Origin of the sequence: Rhizobium alarense (genome assembly GCF_021555155.1) — a bacterium.
GTDB classification, from domain to species: domain Bacteria; phylum Pseudomonadota; class Alphaproteobacteria; order Rhizobiales; family Rhizobiaceae; genus Rhizobium_D; species Rhizobium_D alarense.
This window is the reverse complement of record NZ_JAKGBU010000007.1, coordinates 64,663-80,918: the sequence shown is the minus strand read 5'-3', so window position 1 is coordinate 80,918 and position 16,256 is coordinate 64,663. Positions and strand designations below refer to the sequence as shown.

Genomic DNA, 16,256 nt, shown 5'->3' with positions numbered 1-16,256 from the left:
CGTCACGATTGGATGGTGACGGCGAACGGAAGGCAAAAGACATGATCCAGAAAAACTGGCAGGAACTGATCAAGCCGAACAAGGTCGAGTTCACCTCCTCGGGCCGGACCCGGGCGACGCTCGTCGCCGAGCCGCTCGAGCGCGGCTTCGGCCTGACCCTCGGCAACGCGCTGCGCCGCGTTCTTCTCTCGTCGCTGCGCGGTGCGGCTGTGACCGCCGTGCAGATCGACGGCGTGCTGCACGAATTCTCGTCGATCCCGGGCGTCCGTGAGGACGTCACCGACATCGTGCTGAACATCAAGGAAATCGCCATCAAGATGGATGGCGACGACAGCAAGCGTATGGTCGTGCGCAAGCAGGGTCCGGGTTCGGTCACGGCCGGCGACATCCAGACGGTCGGCGATATCGAGATCCTCAACCCGAATCATGTGATCTGCACCCTCGACGAGGGCGCCGAGATCCGCATGGAGTTCACGGTCAACAACGGCAAGGGCTATGTGCCCGCCGACCGCAACCGTGCCGAAGACGCGCCGATCGGCCTCATCCCGGTCGACAGCCTCTATTCGCCGGTCAAGAAGGTGTCCTACAAGGTGGAAAACACCCGCGAAGGACAGGTTCTCGACTATGACAAGCTGACGATGTCCATCGAGACGGACGGCTCGGTCACCGGTGAGGATGCGATCGCCTTCGCGGCCCGCATCCTGCAGGACCAGCTCTCGGTCTTCGTCAACTTCGACGAGCCGCAGAAGGAAACCGAGGAGGAGTCGGTCACCGAACTCGCCTTCAACCCGGCGCTGCTCAAGAAGGTGGACGAACTCGAACTGTCGGTTCGCTCGGCAAACTGCCTGAAGAACGACAACATCGTCTATATCGGCGACCTCATTCAGAAGACCGAGGCGGAAATGCTTCGCACTCCGAACTTCGGTCGCAAGTCGCTGAACGAAATCAAGGAAGTTCTCGCGTCCATGGGCCTGCATCTCGGCATGGAAGTGCCGGCCTGGCCGCCCGAGAACATCGAAGATCTCGCCAAGCGTTACGAAGACCAGTACTAAGCAACAAAAAGGCAGGGTCACCGCTGCCTTTTCCCAGTCAAACAGCAGGCAGGTCGCCTGTATGTGCCAGGAAACGGCAGGACCTTCGGGAAACCTGCATTAAAGGAGAAAAGCAATGCGCCACCAGAAAGCCGGCCGCAAGCTGAACCGTACCGCCAGCCACCGCAAGGCGATGTTCGCGAACATGGCTGCCTCGCTCATCGAACATGAGCAGATCGTCACCACGCTGCCGAAGGCGAAGGAAATTCGCCCGATCGTCGAGAAGCTCGTCACCCTCGGCAAGCGCGGCGACCTGCATGCCCGCCGTCAGGCGATCTCGCAGATCCGCGACGTCGCCGTCGTCTCGAAGCTGTTCGACGCGATCGCCACCCGCTACGCCAACCGCAACGGCGGCTACCTTCGCATCATGAAGGCCGGCTTCCGTCACGGCGACAACGCAGCGCTCGCCGTCATCGAGTTCGTCGACCGCGACGCTTCGGCGAAGGGTGCGAAGGATCTCGCCCGCAAGGAAGCCGAAGAGCAGGCCGAAGCCGCCTGATCCGACGGAACGTTTTAAAAAAAGCCGGACGGGTCCCCTGTCCGGCTTTTTTGCGTTGTGCGATGTCGTGTCGGCTTGCCGGCGGTGATCCCGGCGAATTCCGGTAGCGCCCGCTCCGGCATTCCGGATGGATGTCAGGGGCGGGCCTCGGTTTGTGCCCGTCCGATCGACGCAGCGGGTCCTGCGCCGCGCTTCCGCCGGTTGAACGGCGCACGGACGAGGCGCCAGAGCAGCAGCGCCGCCACGAGCCCGAGATACGCCATCTGCTCCGGCCCGACCACCTTCACCGACATCGCATAGTGCAGCACGCCGGCGGCGGCGATGACATAGACCAGCTTGTGAAGCCGGTTCCACCGGCTGCCGAGCCGGCGGATCGACCAGCTGTTCGAGGTGAGCGCCAGCGGGATGAGCATGACGAAACCCGCCATGCCGATGGTGATGAAGGGACGGCGCGCGATGTCGGTGAGGATCGCCGGGAAATTGAGATACTGGTCGAGCACCATGTAGGTCGAGAAATGCATCAGCGCGTACCAGAAGGCGAGCAGCCCGAGGGCGCGGCGATAGCGCATCCAGTTGATGGCGAAGAGATCGCGGATCGGCGTTATGGCGAGCGTCGCGATGAGGAAGCGGATCGCCCAGATGCCGAGCAGGTGCTCGAACTCCTTGATGGCATTGCCGGGCAGGCGACCGGTGGCGCCGAGATAGAAGCCCCAGGCGGCCGGGACGAGACCGAGCGCGTAGAGCGCCCAGACGGACGCGCCGTGAAACCGTTTCGGCAGGGCGGGAAGGACGGCCATGGTCAGAAGTTCTTCGCGAGATCCATGCCGGCATAGAGCGAGGCGACCTCGTCGGCATAGCCGTTGAAGGGCAGGGTGTCGCGCCGGTTGGCGCCGAAGAAACCGCCTTCGCCGATGCGGTTCTCCGTCGCCTGGCTCCAGCGCGGATGGTCGACGGCGGGGTTCACATTGGCGAAGAAGCCGTATTCGTGGGCGGCCGACAGGTTCCAGGTCGTCGGCGGCTGGGTCTCGGTCAGCGAGATGCGGACGATCGACTTGATGCCCTTGAAGCCGTATTTCCACGGCACGACGAGCCGGATCGGCGCGCCGTTCTGGTTCGGCAGCGTCTTGCCGTAGACGCCCGTGGCAAGGATCGTCAGCGGATGGCGCGCCTCGTCGAGCCTGAGCCCCTCGACATAGGGCCAGGGCAGGGGCTGGAAGATGCCGGATTGCCCGGGCATCTCCGCGGGCCGCACGATCGTCTCGAAGGCCACGTATTTGGCACTGCCGAGCGGTTCGACCTGGTCGAGAAGCGCCGACAGCGGGAAGCCGACCCAGGGGATCACCATCGACCACGCCTCGACGCAGCGCATGCGGTAGACGCGCTCCTCCTGCGGCAGGGCGACGAGATCCTCGATCGCGAAATCCTTCGGCCTGGCGACGAGCCCGTCGACCTTCACCGTCCAGGGATGGGGCTTGAAGTCGCCGGAATAGGCGGCCGGATCGCCCTTGCCGGTGCCGAATTCATAGAAATTGTTGTAGTTGGTTGCATCCTTCTCCGGCGTCGGGGTCTCGTCGAGCGTGACGGCGCCCGCCTTGTAGGTGAGAGCGGCGGGCGCGGCGAGCGCGCCGGCGGACGAGGTGGCGACGAGGCTGCCGGCCGCTGCCGCCAGGAAGATCCGGCGGTTGAAGAAGACGGCTTCCGGCGTGATTTCCGTCGCATTGATCCTGGGTGGCCTGTAGGCGGGCATGGTGCGGTCCTCGACTTGCTTTCAACCTGAAACGCAGCGAAGGAGACCAGAGTTTCGTTCACGGCGCCAGCCGTCGTCGACCACGTTTTCGTGCAGGCGGCGTGAGAAAGGGCGGAAGTGCGCGTTTGCCTTTTTTCCCGCGAAATCCTATCTGATCGTGTCAGTGAATTCCGGAGGCCGTATCTTGATCCGCGCGATGACCTTTGCCCGACGCTCCACCCTGCTCGTGATGACGGTTCTGGCGCTCGCCGCGCCTGCCGGCGCGCAGGACGGCCGAGCGGTGCCGCAGTCCAATGCCGAGATGCAGCTTTCCTTCGCGCCGCTCGTCAAGCAGACGGCCGGTGCCGTGGTCAATGTCTATGCCGAGCGCCTCGTCGAACGCCGCTCGATCTTCGACGGCGATCCCTTCTTCGAGGAGTTCTTCGGCCAGCGCATGCCGAACCGGACGGAGAAGCAGTCGTCGCTGGGGTCCGGCGTGATCGTCGGCGCGAACGGCATCGTCGTCACCAACAACCACGTCATCGAAGGCGCCGACGACATCAAGGTCGCGCTCGCCGACGGCCGCGAGTTCGCGAGCAAGGTCATCCTCAAGGACGACCGGGTCGATCTCGCGGTATTGAAGATCGATTCCGACGGCACGTTCGAGACCGTGCCGCTCGGCGACAGCGACGCGGTCGAGGTGGGCGACCTGGTGCTGGCGATCGGCAACCCGTTCGGTGTCGGCCAGACGGTGACGAGCGGCATCGTCTCGGCACTTGCGCGAAACCAGGTCAAGGCCGGCGACTTCGGCTTCTTCATCCAGACGGACGCCTCGATCAATCCCGGCAACTCGGGCGGCGGCCTCATCAACATGAAGGGCGAGCTGATCGGCATCAACACCGCGATCTTCTCGCGCGGCGGCGGTTCGAACGGGGTCGGCTTCGCTATCCCCGCCAATCTGGTGAAGGTCTTCGTGGCCAGCGCCGAGGGCGGCAGCACGACCTTCGACCGGCCCTTCGTCGGCGCCACCTTCGACGCCGTGACCTCGGATGTCGCAGAAGCGCTCGGCCTTCATCGCGCCCGTGGCGCGCTCGTTTCCAAGGTCCTGCCGGGGAGCCCCGCCGAGAAGGCGGGGCTGAAGCCCGGCCAGGTGGTGACCGCCGTCAACGGCATCGCCGTCGAACATCCCGATGCGCTCGGCTACCGGCTGGCGACCGTCGGCATCGGCGGCGAGGCGAAGCTCGCCGTCAGCGACGGCGGCAAGGAGGAGGAACTGACGATCGCCCTCGATCGCGCCCCCGAATCGACGCCGCGCGACGAGCGTCTGATCGAGGGACGCAATCCGTTTGCCGGCGCCGTCGTCGCCAATCTGTCGCCCCGGCTTGCCGAGGAGCTGCGCATGCCGGCCGGCTCGACGGGTGTCGTCGTGACCGACATCAACCGTGGCTCGCCCGCCGCCCGCATCGGCCTGCGGCCGCGCGACGTCGTGATCGAACTCAACGGCACCAGCGTCGCCTCGACCGAGATCCTCGAGACGCTCGTGGCGGAGAACCCCGCGATCTGGCGCGTCGAGATCGAGCGCGACGGCCAGCGCATCCGCCAGTTCTTCCGATGAGTGACCTCTTCGCCCCGCACGAGCCGGAGCAGATGGCGGGAAAGCGCCCGCTCGCCGACCGCCTGCGGCCGAAGACGCTTGCCGAGGTGTCCGGCCAGCCGCACCTGACCGGCGAGGACGGCGTCCTGTCGCGCATGATCGCCGCCGGTTCGCTCGGCTCCATGATCTTCTGGGGACCGCCCGGCACCGGCAAGACGACGGTGGCGCGGCTGCTTTCCGGCGAGGCGGGGCTCGCCTTCGAACAGATCTCCGCGATCTTTTCGGGCGTCGCCGACCTGAAGAAGGTGTTCGACGCCGCGCGGCAGCGCCGCATGGCCGGCCGACAGACGCTGCTGTTCGTCGACGAGATCCATCGCTTCAACCGCGCCCAGCAGGACAGCTTCCTGCCGGTCATGGAAGACGGCACGATCATCCTTGTCGGCGCGACGACGGAAAACCCCTCCTTCGAGCTCAACGCCGCACTGCTGTCCCGCGCCCGCGTGCTGACCTTCCGGCCGCATGACGAGGAGAGCCTCGGGGAACTGCTGAAGCGGGCGGAAGAGGCCGAACAGAAGCCGCTGCCGCTCGACGGCGAGGCACGCGCCTCGCTGCTGCGCATGGCCGACGGCGACGGACGCGCCGTGCTGACGCTGGCCGAGGAGGTCTGGCGGGCGGCACGACCGGACGAGACCTTCGGGCAGGAGGACCTCTTCCGCATCGTCCAGCGCCGCGCGCCGGTCTACGACAAGGCGCAGGACGGGCACTACAATCTCATCTCGGCCCTGCACAAGTCGGTGCGCGGCTCCGATCCGGATGCCGCGCTCTACTATCTCTGCCGCATGTTCGATGCCGGCGAGGATCCGCTCTTTCTCGGGCGTCGCCTCGTGCGCATGGCGGTCGAGGACATCGGGCTCGCCGATCCGCAGGCCCTCGTCATCTGCAACGCGGCCAAGGATGCCTATGATTTCCTGGGCTCGCCGGAGGGAGAGCTGGCGCTCGCCGAGGCCTGCGTCTATCTCGCCACAGCCCCGAAGTCGAACGCCGTCTACACGGCCTTCAAGCAGGCGACGCGGGCGGCCAAGGAGAACGGTTCGCTGCTGCCGCCGAAGCACATCCTCAATGCGCCGACGAAGCTGATGAAGGGCGAGGGCTACGGGTCGGGCTACCGCTACGACCACGACGAGCCGGACGCCTTCTCCGGCCAGGACTACTTTCCCGAGAAGATGGGCCGGCAGACCTTCTACGACCCGCCGGAACGCGGTTTCGAGCGCGAGATCCGCAAGCGGCTCGACTGGTGGGCAAAGCTCCGGCGCGAGCGCGGCTGATCAGCCTGCGGCGGTGAAGCGCGGGGCCGTCTGCGGTTTCGCGGGCTGGATCAGCTTGATCGCCGACTCGGCCTTGCCGGGATGTCCCTCCATGTCGACGACCACATGCCAGTGGCCGCTCTCCGGGATGGTCAGCCGGATCGGCGATTTCTTGGCGACGCCGCCGAGAAATTTGTGCTGGCGCGCGTTCTTGAAGAGGTCGAAGTTCGCGTTGCTCATCAGCCGGACATTCGCGATTTTCGACAGCGTGATCTCGATCACGGCGCCGGCCCGCTGGTCCTTGAGGTCATAGTGGGTGAAGGCAAAACTGATCTGCGCCATTGGAGCCCTGCGTTGCATATCCTTGTGGGCTAATATTTGCACCGGCCGGTTAAGGAACTCTTGTCGATTCCCGCAACTGTCGACCCGCAGTTTTTTCTGATTTGTTTGCCAGATGTTAGTTCTGTTTCCGGATTCCGTTTGCCAAGATCTCGGATCGATGCGCCAAGTCGCGAGTCTCGTCACAATCCCGCCCGTTCCGGCTGGTAACTTGCACTGACAGGTATTCATATGCTGCGCAGAACAGAAAATTCTCTGAGACGGCCGGACGGGAAAGGCTAAGCTCATGATTGCCGATATGACGACACTGCGTGAGCCGCTGGAGCCGGCGGATATTCTCATGCTCAAGGGCGTGCTCGACGAGACCTGCGCGCGCCGCGGCATTGCCCACGACGACGAGGCGGCAGAATGGCTTGCCGCATCGCTTATCCGCGTCTTCCAACAGGGGGTGCGCAATCGCCGCGAACTGCTTGATTTCGCTGTGACACGGTAGCCTCAGAAGACCTTGCGCAGGAAATACTGTCCGCGCGCCCGCCCGCTCGCCGGCAATTCGGCGAAGACGTCGTAGCCCAGTTTTTCATAAAATTCCCGTGCCTGGAAATCGAAGGTATTGAGCCAGACGCCGGCCATGCCGCGTGCGTGCGCGATCGCCTCGGCTTCGGCCATCAGCCGCCGGCCGAGCCCGTCGCCCCGGTGTTCCGCCGGCACCAGCAGGTAGCTGACGAAGGCCCAGCCGTAGTCGTCGACGCCCCACAGCCCGCCGATGCAGCGGCCGTCCGGTCCTGCGCGCAGGATGACGGCGAAGTCGCTTCCCTCCCTGCCGCCCGATGTTTTTTCATTGTCCGCGTCGAGCGCCGCGAGGAGCGCGTCGCGGTCGGCGGTGTCCGGGTGCTCGGGGCGGATGTCGATGTGAAGCTCGGTCATGATTCGGCGCCGGTCGGTTTCTTGCGGGACGCTGGTATCGGCCTTTCTCCGATGCGCGATGGAAAATTTCAAGCTGCCTGTCGGGGAGGGCGGCCGTCTCGCGTCCTTGTGCCATGACGCCGGCGCGGGGCCGGCCGAACGAGGAGAACGACAATGCCGAAAATGACGCTGATCGCCCTGATGGCCGCCGCCTTCGGCCTGCTCGCCGCCCCGGCCGTTGCCGCGGAGGAGGAGCCCAAGGAGAACCCGTTGCAGACCGTCGTCGGCAAGCCCGACAGGGCCGGCCGGATCACGGCCGGCGGCATCGATTACTATTACGAGATCCGCGGCGAGGGCGAGCCGCTCCTGCTGCTGCACGGCGGGCTCGGGCAGATCGAGATGTTCGGAGAAAACCTGAAGACGCTGCAGGAGGCGCGTCAGGTGATCGCCGTCGACCTGCAGGGCCACGGCCGCACGCCGCTCGGCGACCGGCCGATCGACATTCCGTCCATCGGACGCGACATGGCGACGATCGTCGGCGCGCTCGGCTACGACAGGGTCGACGTGCTCGGCTATTCCTTCGGCGGCGGCGTTGCGCTGCATTTCGCCGCCCAGGCGCCGGACAGGGTGCGCCGGCTGGTGATCGCCTCGGCCCCTTATGCCAAGGACGGCTTTTTCCCGGAGATGATCCCGCAGCAGGAGGCCGTCAGCGGGGCCATGGCGGACATGATGAAAGAGACGCCGATGTACCGGTCCTACGCGGCGGTCGCCCCGGACGTTTCGGAATTCCCGAAGCTGCTCGACGCGATGGGCGACCTGATGCGTGCCGACTACGACGCGTCGGACGCCGTCGCGAAACTGCCGATGCCCGTGATGCTGATCTTCGGCGACAGCGACATGATCCGGCCGGAGCATGTCGTCGCCTTCTACCAGAAGCTCGGCGGCGGGCTGAGGGACGCCGGCTGGATGCGGGAGAACATGTCGAAGAACCGTCTTGCCATCCTGCCGGGGCTCACCCACTACGAGACCTTTGCCGCACCGGCGCTGGTGGCGGCCGCCCTGCCGTTCCTGAACGGGGCAGACACCACGAGGAGCTGGGCCGGACAGGTCGCAGCCGAGTGACGCGCCGGCCATAGGGTTTGCGCAGAATGTTTTGCTCAATGGCCCGTCCCGCTCGCGCGGGCGGGCTTGCGGCCATAAGAGTGCGCTGCACAATCGACCGTGCCGGCCGGCATCATCGGCGCGCTCCCGTCGCCTACCGCTTCGGATTGTCCACGTGTCCCGGCGCGATCGGATCGCTTGCCGGGAAGGTTTCCTCCAGCGCTTCCTCGAGGAAGTCGTCCTGTTCCGTCACCGCCGGCTTGCGCGCTTGCCTGGCGCGCTCCTTTTCCACCGATTTTTTTGGACTTTGGTCAGTCTGGTGCTCTGCCATCTCCGTCTCCTTGTCTCGTCCCTTCCGGAAAGATAGGGCGGATCACGGCCCCCGTGTAGGCCGTCCGTGCCGATTGCCGCCGTAGGCGCCGGCCGGGCTCTGAAATCACCACGGGCAGAGCGCCCTGGCCGCTCGCCTCATGCGGGTTTGTCCGCCCGGCAGGCGTGTGCGAGGCTTGCGACGGCGTCGGCCGGGTGCCTGTCTCGCAAATTTCACTATTTCCTTCGCGCGGCTCCCGTTTATGATTGCGGTGCGAAGCAGGGCCCTTAAAATCGGTGAAGAAACCACTAGATTACGTAGGTCTTATGACGGCAACCGCCGCCGCAGCAGCCCTCCCGAGACATGGCTGCGATCACAGGGAATGAAGACGAAATGGACGCGACACCGGTCCGGATGCAGGGCAGTGAAGGCAACGGCGACACGCCCGGGCGTGGCACGTCTGTCATCACCCGCACCAAACCGAAGACGAAGAAACCGAGCCTCTATCGCGTCCTTCTTCTGAATGACGACTACACACCGATGGATTTCGTGATCCACATTCTGGAGCGTTTTTTCCAGAAAGACCGCGAAGCGGCCACAAGGATCATGTTGCATGTGCACAATCACGGCGTAGGCGAGTGCGGCGTTTTTACCTACGAGGTTGCCGAAACCAAAGTGACACAGGTGATGGACTTCGCGCGCCAGCACCAGCACCCGCTGCAATGTGTCATGGAAAAGAAATGAGGAACGAACGTGCCAACATTTTCGACCAGCCTTGAAAAGGCCCTGCACCAGGCACTGACCTACGCCAACGAGCGCCACCACGAATATGCGACGCTGGAGCACCTGTTGCTCGCCCTGATCGACGACGCGGATGCCGCCGCCGTGATGGGGGCGTGCAACGTCAATCTCGACGCGCTGCGCAAGACCGTGACCGACTATGTCGACAACGAGCTCGCCAATCTCGTCACCGGCTACGAGGAGGACTCCAAGCCCACCTCAGGCTTCCAGCGCGTCATCCAGCGCGCCGTCATCCACGTGCAGTCGTCCGGCCGCGAGGAAGTGACCGGCGCCAACGTGCTCGTCGCGATCTTTGCCGAGCGGGAAAGCCACGCCGCCTATTTCCTGCAGGAGCAGGAGATGACGCGCTACGACGCGGTCAACTTCATCTCGCACGGCATCGGCAAGCGGCCCGGCGCATCCGAGGCGCGCACCGTGCGCGGATCGGAAGACCAGGAAAGCGAGCAGAAGCCCGCCCGCGGCTCCGGCGAGCAGGAGGAGAGCGGCAAGAAGCAGCAGGACGCGCTCACCGCCTATTGCGTCAATCTCAACGAGAAGGCCAAGACCGGCAAGATCGATCCGCTGATCGGCCGCCACGCCGAGGTCAACCGCACGATCCAGGTGCTCTGCCGCCGTTCGAAGAACAATCCGCTCTATGTCGGCGACCCCGGCGTCGGCAAGACGGCGATCGCCGAGGGCCTCGCCAAGCGCATCGTCGAGAAGCAGGTGCCGGAAGCACTGGAAAACGCCACGATCTTCTCGCTCGACATGGGCACGCTGCTCGCCGGCACGCGCTACCGCGGCGATTTCGAGGAGCGCCTGAAGCAGGTGGTGAAGGAGCTCGAGGATTATCCGGGTGCGGTGCTCTTCATCGACGAGATCCACACGGTGATCGGCGCGGGTGCCACCTCCGGCGGCGCGATGGATGCGTCCAACCTCTTGAAGCCGGCGCTCTCCTCCGGAGCGATCCGCTGCATCGGCTCGACCACCTACAAGGAATACCGCCAGTTCTTCGAAAAGGATCGGGCGCTCGTCCGCCGCTTCCAGAAGATCGACGTCAACGAGCCGTCGCTCGACGATGCGATCGAGATCATGAAGGGCCTCAAGCCCTATTTCGAGGAATACCACAAGCTGCGCTACTCCAACGAGGCGATCCGCTCGGCTGTCGAGCTGTCGGCACGCTACATCAACGACCGCAAGCTGCCGGACAAGGCGATCGACGTGATCGACGAGACCGGTGCGGCCCAGATGCTGCTGCCGGTCTCCAAGCGCCGCAAGCTGATCACCGAGAAGGAAATCGAGGCGACCATCGCCACGATGGCGCGCATCCCGCCGAAGACCGTCTCCAAGGACGACGAGGCTGTGCTCGCCAATCTGGAGAAGGAGCTGCGCTCGGTCGTCTACGGCCAGGATCTGGCGATCGAGGCACTGTCGTCGTCGATCAAGCTGGCGCGCGCCGGCCTGCGCGAACCGAACAAGCCGATCGGCTGCTACCTGTTCTCCGGTCCGACCGGCGTCGGCAAGACGGAGGTCGCCAAGCAGCTCGCCTCGTCGCTCGGCGTCGAACTGCTGCGCTTCGACATGTCGGAATACATGGAGCGGCACACGGTCTCGCGTCTGCTCGGTGCTCCTCCCGGCTATGTCGGATTCGACCAGGGTGGCCTCCTGACCGATGGCGTCGACCAGCATCCGCACTGCGTGCTGCTGCTCGACGAGATCGAGAAGGCGCATCCGGACCTCTACAACATCCTGCTGCAGGTGATGGACCACGGTTCGCTGACGGACCACAACGGCAAGAAGATCGACTTCCGCAACGTCATCCTGATCATGACGACCAATGCGGGCGCCTCCGACATGGCCAAGGCGGCGATCGGCTTCGGCTCGTCGAAGCGCGAGGGCGAGGACATGGAGGCGATCAACCGCCTGTTCACGCCGGAATTCCGCAACCGCCTCGATGCGATCATCCCGTTCGGCTCGCTGCCGACGCCGGTCATCCATCAGGTCGTGCAGAAGTTCGTCATGCAGCTCGAGACGCAACTCGCCGAACGCAACGTGACCTTCGACCTGCATGAGGACGCCGTCGCCTGGCTCGCGGAGAAGGGCTACGACGAGAAGATGGGCGCGCGGCCGCTCGCCCGCGTCATCCAGGAAAACATCAAGAAGAAGCTCGCCGACGAGATTCTCTTCGGCAAGCTCAAGAAGGGCGGCGTGGTCCGCGTTTCCGTCGGCACGAAGGAGGACGGCACGAAGGGCCTGATCCTCGACGCCGTTCCGGAGACCGCGCCGATCAAGCCGAAGGCCGAGGTCGCGGCGCCGGCGCGCAAGGCTGCAAAGCCGAAGAAGGCGAGGGAGACCGTCGCCGCCGAGGTTGCCGCGAAGCCGAAGTCGCGCAAGTCCGACGAGGACAGGCCCGAAGACAGCACCGCGCCGCGCCGCGGCGCCGTGCCGAAGGTGCCGCGCAGGAAGTAAACGACGAAGACATCTCCGGTGCCGGGCGGCAAACCGCCCGGCATTTCCTTGCCGCGTTGCCGGATCGACATGAATGGACGCCGAGACCAAGTTTGAGGTGAAGCCCGCGCGGCACTGGTTCCTTCTCGGCATGCGCGGCATTTTCAGCGTGCCGGCGATCATTCTCCTGCTTTCCTTCGTCGGGTTCGCCGCCTTCACGGCGGAGGCGGGCGTGCCCGTCGAGCAGGTGATGTTCATGACCGGCGCGGTCTGGGCATTGCCCGCCAAGGTCATCCTCGTCGGCAGCATGCTCTCCGGCGCGCATCTCGCGGCGGCCTTCATCGCCGTGACGCTGTCGTCGGTCCGCATGATGCCGATGGTGGCGGCCCTGGTGCCGGAACTGCGCACGCCGCGCACACCCACCTGGCTCCTGCTCATTCTCTCGCATTTCGTGGCGATCACCGCCTGGGTCTTCGCCATGGAGCGCGTCGGCGCGCTGCCGCGCGAAGGGCGGGTGCCGTTTTTCGCGGGCTTCGGCATCACGCTGACCGCCGCCAACATCCTGCTTGTCGGCCTCGCCTATGGCCTTGTCGCGGAGCTCCCGCCGATCGTCGCCGGCTGCCTGTTCTTCCTGACGCCGGTCTATTTCCTGTCGTCGATCTGGATCTCGGCGCGCCACCGGGTGATCTACTGGGCGCTCGGCGTCGGGCTTGCGAGCGGCGCGCTGTTCCACGAGATCGCACCGGAATACGACATCCTGCTCGCGGGCCTGATCGGCGGCACGCTCGCCTGGTTTGCCGAATGGCGGATGCGGCGACGCGCCGGGAAGGCCGGACGATGAGCTTCGACGGTCTGTGGCCCTATGTCTTCATCGCCGTCGCCGGCTGGCTGGCGACCGATATCTGGCGGTGGCTCGGCGTCCTCGCCGGCAACCGGATCGACGAGAATTCCGAGGTTCTTACCTGGGTGAAGTCCGTTGCGACCGCGCTCGTTGCGGCGGTCATCGCCAAGCTCGTCCTCTATCCGACCGGCGCGCTCGAGGCGTCGCCGCTCTGGCTGCGCCTGGCGGCCGTCGCGGTCGGTGCGGCCGTGTTCTTTGCCACCGGCAAGGGCCAGGTGCTCGGTATTCTCGCCTCGATCGGCTTCCTCGCCGCCGGGCTTGCGCTATACGGCGTCTGAGCGGCGATCAGCGGGCCAGCGCGTCGCGCAGCTTCCCGGCGTTCGCCGCGAGCACCGCCTGGTCTTCCATCGTGCCGGAATGCGGCTTGAGCGGCAGGCCGTCAAAGCGCGGGATCACATGGAAATGCAGGTGGTAGACGGTCTGGCCGGCCGCCGGCTCGTTGAACTGGATGACGGTGACGCCATCGGCCTCGAACGCGTCCTTCGCCGCGACCGCGACCTTCTGGACGACGAGCACAAGCTTCGCCAGCGTTTCCGGCGCCGCGTCGAGGATGTTGCGCGACGGGACCTTGGGGATCACCAGCGTGTGGCCCGGCGACTGGGGCATGACGTCCATGAAGGCAAGCGTGTCGTCGTCCTCGTAGACCTTGTGCGAGGGGATCTCGCCGCGCAGGATCCTCGCGAAGATGTTGTTGGTGTCGTAGGGCGTCATTGCCGTCTCTCCCGTCATGTTTCGTCCCGTTCGCCGCCGCTCCCGTGGCGGAAGGGGCTGTGGTCCAACAGATAATCGTGCGTTTCGGCGACATCGCGCCGCTCCCGCTCCAGATAGTCGGCGACGGCGCGCCGGAGGCCCGGATGGGTGATGTAGTGCACCGAATGGGTGGTGACCGGCAGGTAGCCGCGCGCCAGCTTGTGCTCGCCCTGCGCACCGGCCTCGACGCGCTTCAGGCCCCTTGCGATCGCGAAGTCGATCGCTTGGTGGTAGCAGACCTCGAAATGCAGGAAGGGATGGTCCTCGATGCAGCCCCAGTGCCGGCCGTAGAGCGCGTCTGCGCCGATGAAGTTGATCGCGCCGGCGATATAACGGCCGTTGCGCTTTGCCATGACGAGCAGGATGTCGTCCGCCATGCGCTCGCCGATCAGCGAATAGAAGGCGCGGGTGAGGTAGGGCCGGCCCCACTTGCGGCCGCCCGTATCCATGTAGAAGGCGAAAAACTGGTCCCAGATCGCTTCGGTGAGATCGGCGCCCGTCAGCCAGTCGATGGTGACGCCGTTTTCAAGCGCCGAGCGGCGCTCCTTCTTCAAGGCCTTGCGCTTGCGCGAGGCGAGCGTCTGGAGGAAGTCGTCATGCGAGCCGTAGCCGCAGTTCGCGAAGTGGAACTGCTGGTCGGTGCGGTGCAGGTAGCCGGCCTCCTCGAAGACCGGAACCTCCTCCGCCGGCACGAAGGTGACATGGGCGGACGAGATGCCGTGCCGGCGCGCCAGTTCCTTCAGGCCCTCGGCCAGCGCCGTCCGGATCGCATCGGGCGAAAGATCGGCGCGATGGAGAAGCCGCGGGCCCGCTGCCGGCGTGAAGGGGATGGAGCTCTGCAGCTTCGGATAGTAGCGCCCGCCGGCGCGCTCCAGCGCATCCGCCCAGCCGTGGTCGAAGACATATTCGCCCTGGCTGTGGTTCTTGAGATAGGCGGGCAGGGCGCCGAGCAGCGTGCCGTCCTCGGCCTCCAGCAGGAGATGCTGCCCGAGCCAGCCCGTCTCGGCGCAGGCCGACCCGGAGTCCTCGATGCTCGACAGGAAGGCATGGCTGACGAAGGGATTATAGACGCCCGCTGCGGCCCGCGAGGTGCCGGCAAGCCGCATCCAGTCGCCGGCGGCGATCTCCGCGAAACTCTGCGCGATCCGGATCCGATATGCATCAGCCATCGTCAGGCGACCGCAGCCTCCCTCGGATCGAAGCCTTCGAAGGTCATCTGGTCGGCATGCGCCAGTGTCGTGCGCACCGCGTTCTCGTCGCGCACCGTCCAGGTGATGATCGGCATGCCGGACGCCCTCTCCTTGGTGATGAAGGGGTTGGGCAGATGGCCGTGGAAATAGGAGATGAAGTCGAGGCCGAGATGCATCGCCTCCTCGTGGACGAAGAAGGTCTCCGGCTTGTCGCCCTCCGCGGTGAGGCCGACCGGACGCGAGGTGCCGCAGTCCTTGAGGTCGCGCAGCAGCCAGTGATTGAAGCTCATCAGCGCGACGTCGCCCGTGTAGTCCTCGATGACGTCGAGCACCGTCTGGGCAAAACCATCGTCGTCCTCCCTGCGGCCCTTGAGCTCCAGGACCAGCGGCACGCGGCCACCGACGAGGCGGAGAAGCTGGGCGAGCGTCGGCACGCGGTCCGCGGTGCCGCCGACCGACAGCATGCCGAGTTCCACGGAGGTTTTCGCCCGTACGTCGCCCGGGATGGCGCAGAGCCGGTCGAGCTTCTCGTCATGGAAGACGACCGGCACCCCGTCGGATGCGAATTGCAGGTCGCATTCGATCGCAAAGCCGGCCTCGACCGCGCGTGCAAAGGCCGAAAGGGTATTTTCCCAGACGGTTCTGTTCATGTCGTGATAGCCGCGATGGGCGATCGGCTGCGCCGTCAACCAATCGTATTTCGGCATCAGGCGATTTCCATGATCGCGTCGATCTCGACGGCGGCATTGAGCGGCAGGGATGCCATGCCGACGGCAGCGCGGGCATGTTTGCCCGGTTCGCCGAGCGCGGCGACGAGCAGGTTCGAGGCGCCGTTGATGACGAGATGCTGCTCGACGAAATCCGGCGCGGACGCGACGAAGCCGTTGATCTTGATGATTCGCCTGATGCGCGAGAGGTCGCCGAGCGCGGCCTTGGCCTGGGCGAGCAGGTTGACGGCGCAGAGCTCCGCGGCCTTCTGGCCGGCCGCGACGTCGACGGTCCTGCCGAGATGCCCGGTCACGGCGATCTTGCCGTCCGCGATCGGGAGCTGGCCGGAGATGTGGAGGATCGAGCCGGAGATCACGAAGGGAACGTAGTTGGCGGCGGGCGCCGCGGCAACCGGGATCTCATATCCCAGGTCCTTCACGCGGCTCTCGATTTCAGCGGACATGATCGGCCTCCGTTGCGGCGCGCCGGGGCGACGCGCGGGTGGCGTTCGGCGGCGGCGATGCTTTTCCTGATGGGCGGGCGCCGCGGGCGCGGGCCACCCCGATTTGCGTTTTCGTGTCGAATGCGGCAACGAGGCGACATTGGCCTCGC

Annotated in this window: 19 protein-coding genes; 10 read left to right on the top strand and 9 right to left on the bottom strand. The window is 65.5% G+C overall.

Annotated elements, in window-relative coordinates; all coding sequences use genetic code 11:
* The first annotated feature begins 41 nt into the window (after positions 1 to 41).
* Entirely contained in the window at positions 42 to 1,052 is a 1,011-nt protein-coding gene (locus LXM94_RS03905) for a DNA-directed RNA polymerase subunit alpha (RefSeq protein ID WP_235769828.1), read from the top strand.
* A 115-nt stretch (positions 1,053 to 1,167) separates the two neighbouring features.
* Complete coding sequence (rplQ, locus tag LXM94_RS03900; RefSeq protein WP_235769827.1) at positions 1,168 to 1,590, top strand: 50S ribosomal protein L17; 423 nt, start codon at positions 1,168 to 1,170, stop codon at positions 1,588 to 1,590.
* A 134-nt stretch (positions 1,591 to 1,724) separates the two neighbouring features.
* Here rplQ and msrQ read toward each other — a convergent pair whose 3' ends face one another.
* Together msrQ and msrP are read right to left on the bottom strand one after the other, a co-directional pair.
* The gene (msrQ, locus tag LXM94_RS03895) at positions 1,725 to 2,387 is read right to left on the bottom strand and encodes a protein-methionine-sulfoxide reductase heme-binding subunit MsrQ (protein WP_235769826.1); all 663 of its coding nucleotides are present in this window, start codon (positions 2,385 to 2,387) and stop codon (positions 1,725 to 1,727) included.
* A gap of 2 nt (positions 2,388 to 2,389) precedes the next feature.
* Entirely contained in the window at positions 2,390 to 3,337 is a 948-nt protein-coding gene (msrP, locus tag LXM94_RS03890) for a protein-methionine-sulfoxide reductase catalytic subunit MsrP (protein ID WP_235769825.1), read from the bottom strand.
* Between the two features lie 196 nt (positions 3,338 to 3,533).
* On the opposite strand from msrP, the gene LXM94_RS03885 reads away from it, so the two are divergent.
* Complete coding sequence (locus LXM94_RS03885; protein ID WP_408015581.1) at positions 3,534 to 4,931, top strand: DegQ family serine endoprotease; 1,398 nt, start codon at positions 3,534 to 3,536, stop codon at positions 4,929 to 4,931.
* The gene (locus LXM94_RS03880; protein ID WP_235769824.1) at positions 4,928 to 6,235 is read left to right on the top strand and encodes a replication-associated recombination protein A; all 1,308 of its coding nucleotides are present in this window, start codon (positions 4,928 to 4,930) and stop codon (positions 6,233 to 6,235) included. Before LXM94_RS03885 ends, LXM94_RS03880 begins: the two co-directional genes overlap by 4 nt.
* Here LXM94_RS03880 and LXM94_RS03875 read toward each other — a convergent pair whose 3' ends face one another.
* Positions 6,236 to 6,556: a DUF1883 domain-containing protein gene (locus tag LXM94_RS03875; RefSeq protein ID WP_235769823.1), complete on the bottom strand. Its 321-nt coding sequence runs from the start codon at positions 6,554 to 6,556 to the stop codon at positions 6,236 to 6,238.
* Between the two features lie 283 nt (positions 6,557 to 6,839).
* Between LXM94_RS03875 and LXM94_RS03870 the strand changes: the two genes are divergently transcribed.
* The gene (locus tag LXM94_RS03870; protein WP_235769822.1) at positions 6,840 to 7,046 is read left to right on the top strand and encodes a hypothetical protein; all 207 of its coding nucleotides are present in this window, start codon (positions 6,840 to 6,842) and stop codon (positions 7,044 to 7,046) included.
* Positions 7,047 to 7,048: 2 nt separating this feature from the next.
* On the opposite strand, the gene LXM94_RS03865 is transcribed toward LXM94_RS03870, so the two are convergent.
* On the bottom strand, positions 7,049 to 7,477 hold the full coding sequence (locus LXM94_RS03865; protein ID WP_235769821.1) for a GNAT family N-acetyltransferase: 429 nt from the start codon (positions 7,475 to 7,477) through the stop codon (positions 7,049 to 7,051).
* A 153-nt stretch (positions 7,478 to 7,630) separates the two neighbouring features.
* On the opposite strand from LXM94_RS03865, the gene LXM94_RS03860 reads away from it, so the two are divergent.
* Complete coding sequence (locus tag LXM94_RS03860; protein ID WP_235769820.1) at positions 7,631 to 8,578, top strand: alpha/beta fold hydrolase; 948 nt, start codon at positions 7,631 to 7,633, stop codon at positions 8,576 to 8,578.
* Positions 8,579 to 8,711: 133 nt separating this feature from the next.
* Here the strand turns inward: LXM94_RS03860 and LXM94_RS03855 are convergent, their stop codons facing one another.
* Positions 8,712 to 8,888 carry a hypothetical protein gene (locus tag LXM94_RS03855; RefSeq protein WP_235769819.1) on the bottom strand — a complete coding sequence of 59 codons (177 nt, stop codon included), beginning with the start codon at positions 8,886 to 8,888 and terminating at the stop codon, positions 8,712 to 8,714.
* A 372-nt stretch (positions 8,889 to 9,260) separates the two neighbouring features.
* On the opposite strand from LXM94_RS03855, the gene clpS reads away from it, so the two are divergent.
* From clpS to LXM94_RS03835, 4 genes are all read left to right on the top strand, one after another.
* Positions 9,261 to 9,611, top strand: coding sequence for an ATP-dependent Clp protease adapter ClpS (gene clpS, locus LXM94_RS03850; RefSeq protein WP_235769854.1), 351 nt, complete (start codon positions 9,261 to 9,263; stop codon positions 9,609 to 9,611).
* Between the two features lie 9 nt (positions 9,612 to 9,620).
* A complete protein-coding gene (clpA, locus tag LXM94_RS03845; protein ID WP_235769818.1) occupies positions 9,621 to 12,116 on the top strand; it encodes an ATP-dependent Clp protease ATP-binding subunit ClpA in 2,496 nt (831 codons plus the stop codon).
* 73 nt (positions 12,117 to 12,189) lie between these two features.
* Positions 12,190 to 12,936, top strand: a complete 747-nt coding sequence (locus LXM94_RS03840; RefSeq protein ID WP_235769817.1) for an AzlC family ABC transporter permease — start codon at positions 12,190 to 12,192, stop codon at positions 12,934 to 12,936.
* A complete protein-coding gene (locus tag LXM94_RS03835; RefSeq protein WP_235769816.1) occupies positions 12,933 to 13,274 on the top strand; it encodes an AzlD domain-containing protein in 342 nt (113 codons plus the stop codon). The genes LXM94_RS03840 and LXM94_RS03835 overlap by 4 nt, the downstream gene beginning before the upstream one ends.
* 7 nt (positions 13,275 to 13,281) lie before the next feature.
* Here LXM94_RS03835 and LXM94_RS03830 read toward each other — a convergent pair whose 3' ends face one another.
* From LXM94_RS03830 to LXM94_RS03815, 4 genes are read right to left on the bottom strand one after another with little or no spacing between them, the layout of a single operon-like run.
* Positions 13,282 to 13,707, bottom strand: coding sequence for an HIT family protein (locus LXM94_RS03830; protein WP_235769815.1), 426 nt, complete (start codon positions 13,705 to 13,707; stop codon positions 13,282 to 13,284).
* A gap of 14 nt (positions 13,708 to 13,721) precedes the next feature.
* Positions 13,722 to 14,915, bottom strand: coding sequence for a GNAT family N-acetyltransferase (locus tag LXM94_RS03825; RefSeq protein WP_235769814.1), 1,194 nt, complete (start codon positions 14,913 to 14,915; stop codon positions 13,722 to 13,724).
* Between the two features lie 2 nt (positions 14,916 to 14,917).
* Positions 14,918 to 15,643: a glycerophosphodiester phosphodiesterase gene (locus LXM94_RS03820; protein WP_235769813.1), complete on the bottom strand. Its 726-nt coding sequence runs from the start codon at positions 15,641 to 15,643 to the stop codon at positions 14,918 to 14,920.
* Positions 15,643 to 16,107 (bottom strand): RidA family protein, encoded by a 465-nt coding sequence (locus LXM94_RS03815; protein ID WP_235769812.1) that lies wholly within the window; start codon positions 16,105 to 16,107, stop codon positions 15,643 to 15,645. The genes LXM94_RS03820 and LXM94_RS03815 overlap by 1 nt, the downstream gene beginning before the upstream one ends.
* Between the last annotated feature and the right edge of the window lie 149 nt (positions 16,108 to 16,256).

What these genes read in the sequence shown, in the direction of transcription:
- LXM94_RS03840 (WP_235769817.1), top strand. Translation starts at nt 12,190, where the DNA reads ATGGACGCCGAGACCAAGTTTGAGGTGAAGCCCGCGCGGCACTGGTTC.
- msrP (WP_235769825.1), bottom strand. Translation starts at nt 3,337, where the DNA reads ATGCCCGCCTACAGGCCACCCAGGATCAATGCGACGGAAATCACGCCG.
- LXM94_RS03880 (WP_235769824.1), top strand. Translation starts at nt 4,928, where the DNA reads ATGAGTGACCTCTTCGCCCCGCACGAGCCGGAGCAGATGGCGGGAAAG.
- LXM94_RS03820 (WP_235769813.1), bottom strand. Translation starts at nt 15,643, where the DNA reads ATGCCGAAATACGATTGGTTGACGGCGCAGCCGATCGCCCATCGCGGC.
- LXM94_RS03870 (WP_235769822.1), top strand. Translation starts at nt 6,840, where the DNA reads ATGATTGCCGATATGACGACACTGCGTGAGCCGCTGGAGCCGGCGGAT.
- msrQ (WP_235769826.1), bottom strand. Translation starts at nt 2,387, where the DNA reads ATGGCCGTCCTTCCCGCCCTGCCGAAACGGTTTCACGGCGCGTCCGTC.
- LXM94_RS03815 (WP_235769812.1), bottom strand. Translation starts at nt 16,107, where the DNA reads ATGTCCGCTGAAATCGAGAGCCGCGTGAAGGACCTGGGATATGAGATC.
- LXM94_RS03830 (WP_235769815.1), bottom strand. Translation starts at nt 13,707, where the DNA reads ATGACGCCCTACGACACCAACAACATCTTCGCGAGGATCCTGCGCGGC.
- LXM94_RS03885 (WP_408015581.1), top strand. Translation starts at nt 3,534, where the DNA reads ATGACCTTTGCCCGACGCTCCACCCTGCTCGTGATGACGGTTCTGGCG.
- clpS (WP_235769854.1), top strand. Translation starts at nt 9,261, where the DNA reads ATGGACGCGACACCGGTCCGGATGCAGGGCAGTGAAGGCAACGGCGAC.
- LXM94_RS03835 (WP_235769816.1), top strand. Translation starts at nt 12,933, where the DNA reads ATGAGCTTCGACGGTCTGTGGCCCTATGTCTTCATCGCCGTCGCCGGC.
- LXM94_RS03865 (WP_235769821.1), bottom strand. Translation starts at nt 7,477, where the DNA reads ATGACCGAGCTTCACATCGACATCCGCCCCGAGCACCCGGACACCGCC.
- LXM94_RS03825 (WP_235769814.1), bottom strand. Translation starts at nt 14,915, where the DNA reads ATGGCTGATGCATATCGGATCCGGATCGCGCAGAGTTTCGCGGAGATC.
- LXM94_RS03855 (WP_235769819.1), bottom strand. Translation starts at nt 8,888, where the DNA reads ATGGCAGAGCACCAGACTGACCAAAGTCCAAAAAAATCGGTGGAAAAG.
- LXM94_RS03875 (WP_235769823.1), bottom strand. Translation starts at nt 6,556, where the DNA reads ATGGCGCAGATCAGTTTTGCCTTCACCCACTATGACCTCAAGGACCAG.
- LXM94_RS03905 (WP_235769828.1), top strand. Translation starts at nt 42, where the DNA reads ATGATCCAGAAAAACTGGCAGGAACTGATCAAGCCGAACAAGGTCGAG.
- LXM94_RS03860 (WP_235769820.1), top strand. Translation starts at nt 7,631, where the DNA reads ATGCCGAAAATGACGCTGATCGCCCTGATGGCCGCCGCCTTCGGCCTG.
- rplQ (WP_235769827.1), top strand. Translation starts at nt 1,168, where the DNA reads ATGCGCCACCAGAAAGCCGGCCGCAAGCTGAACCGTACCGCCAGCCAC.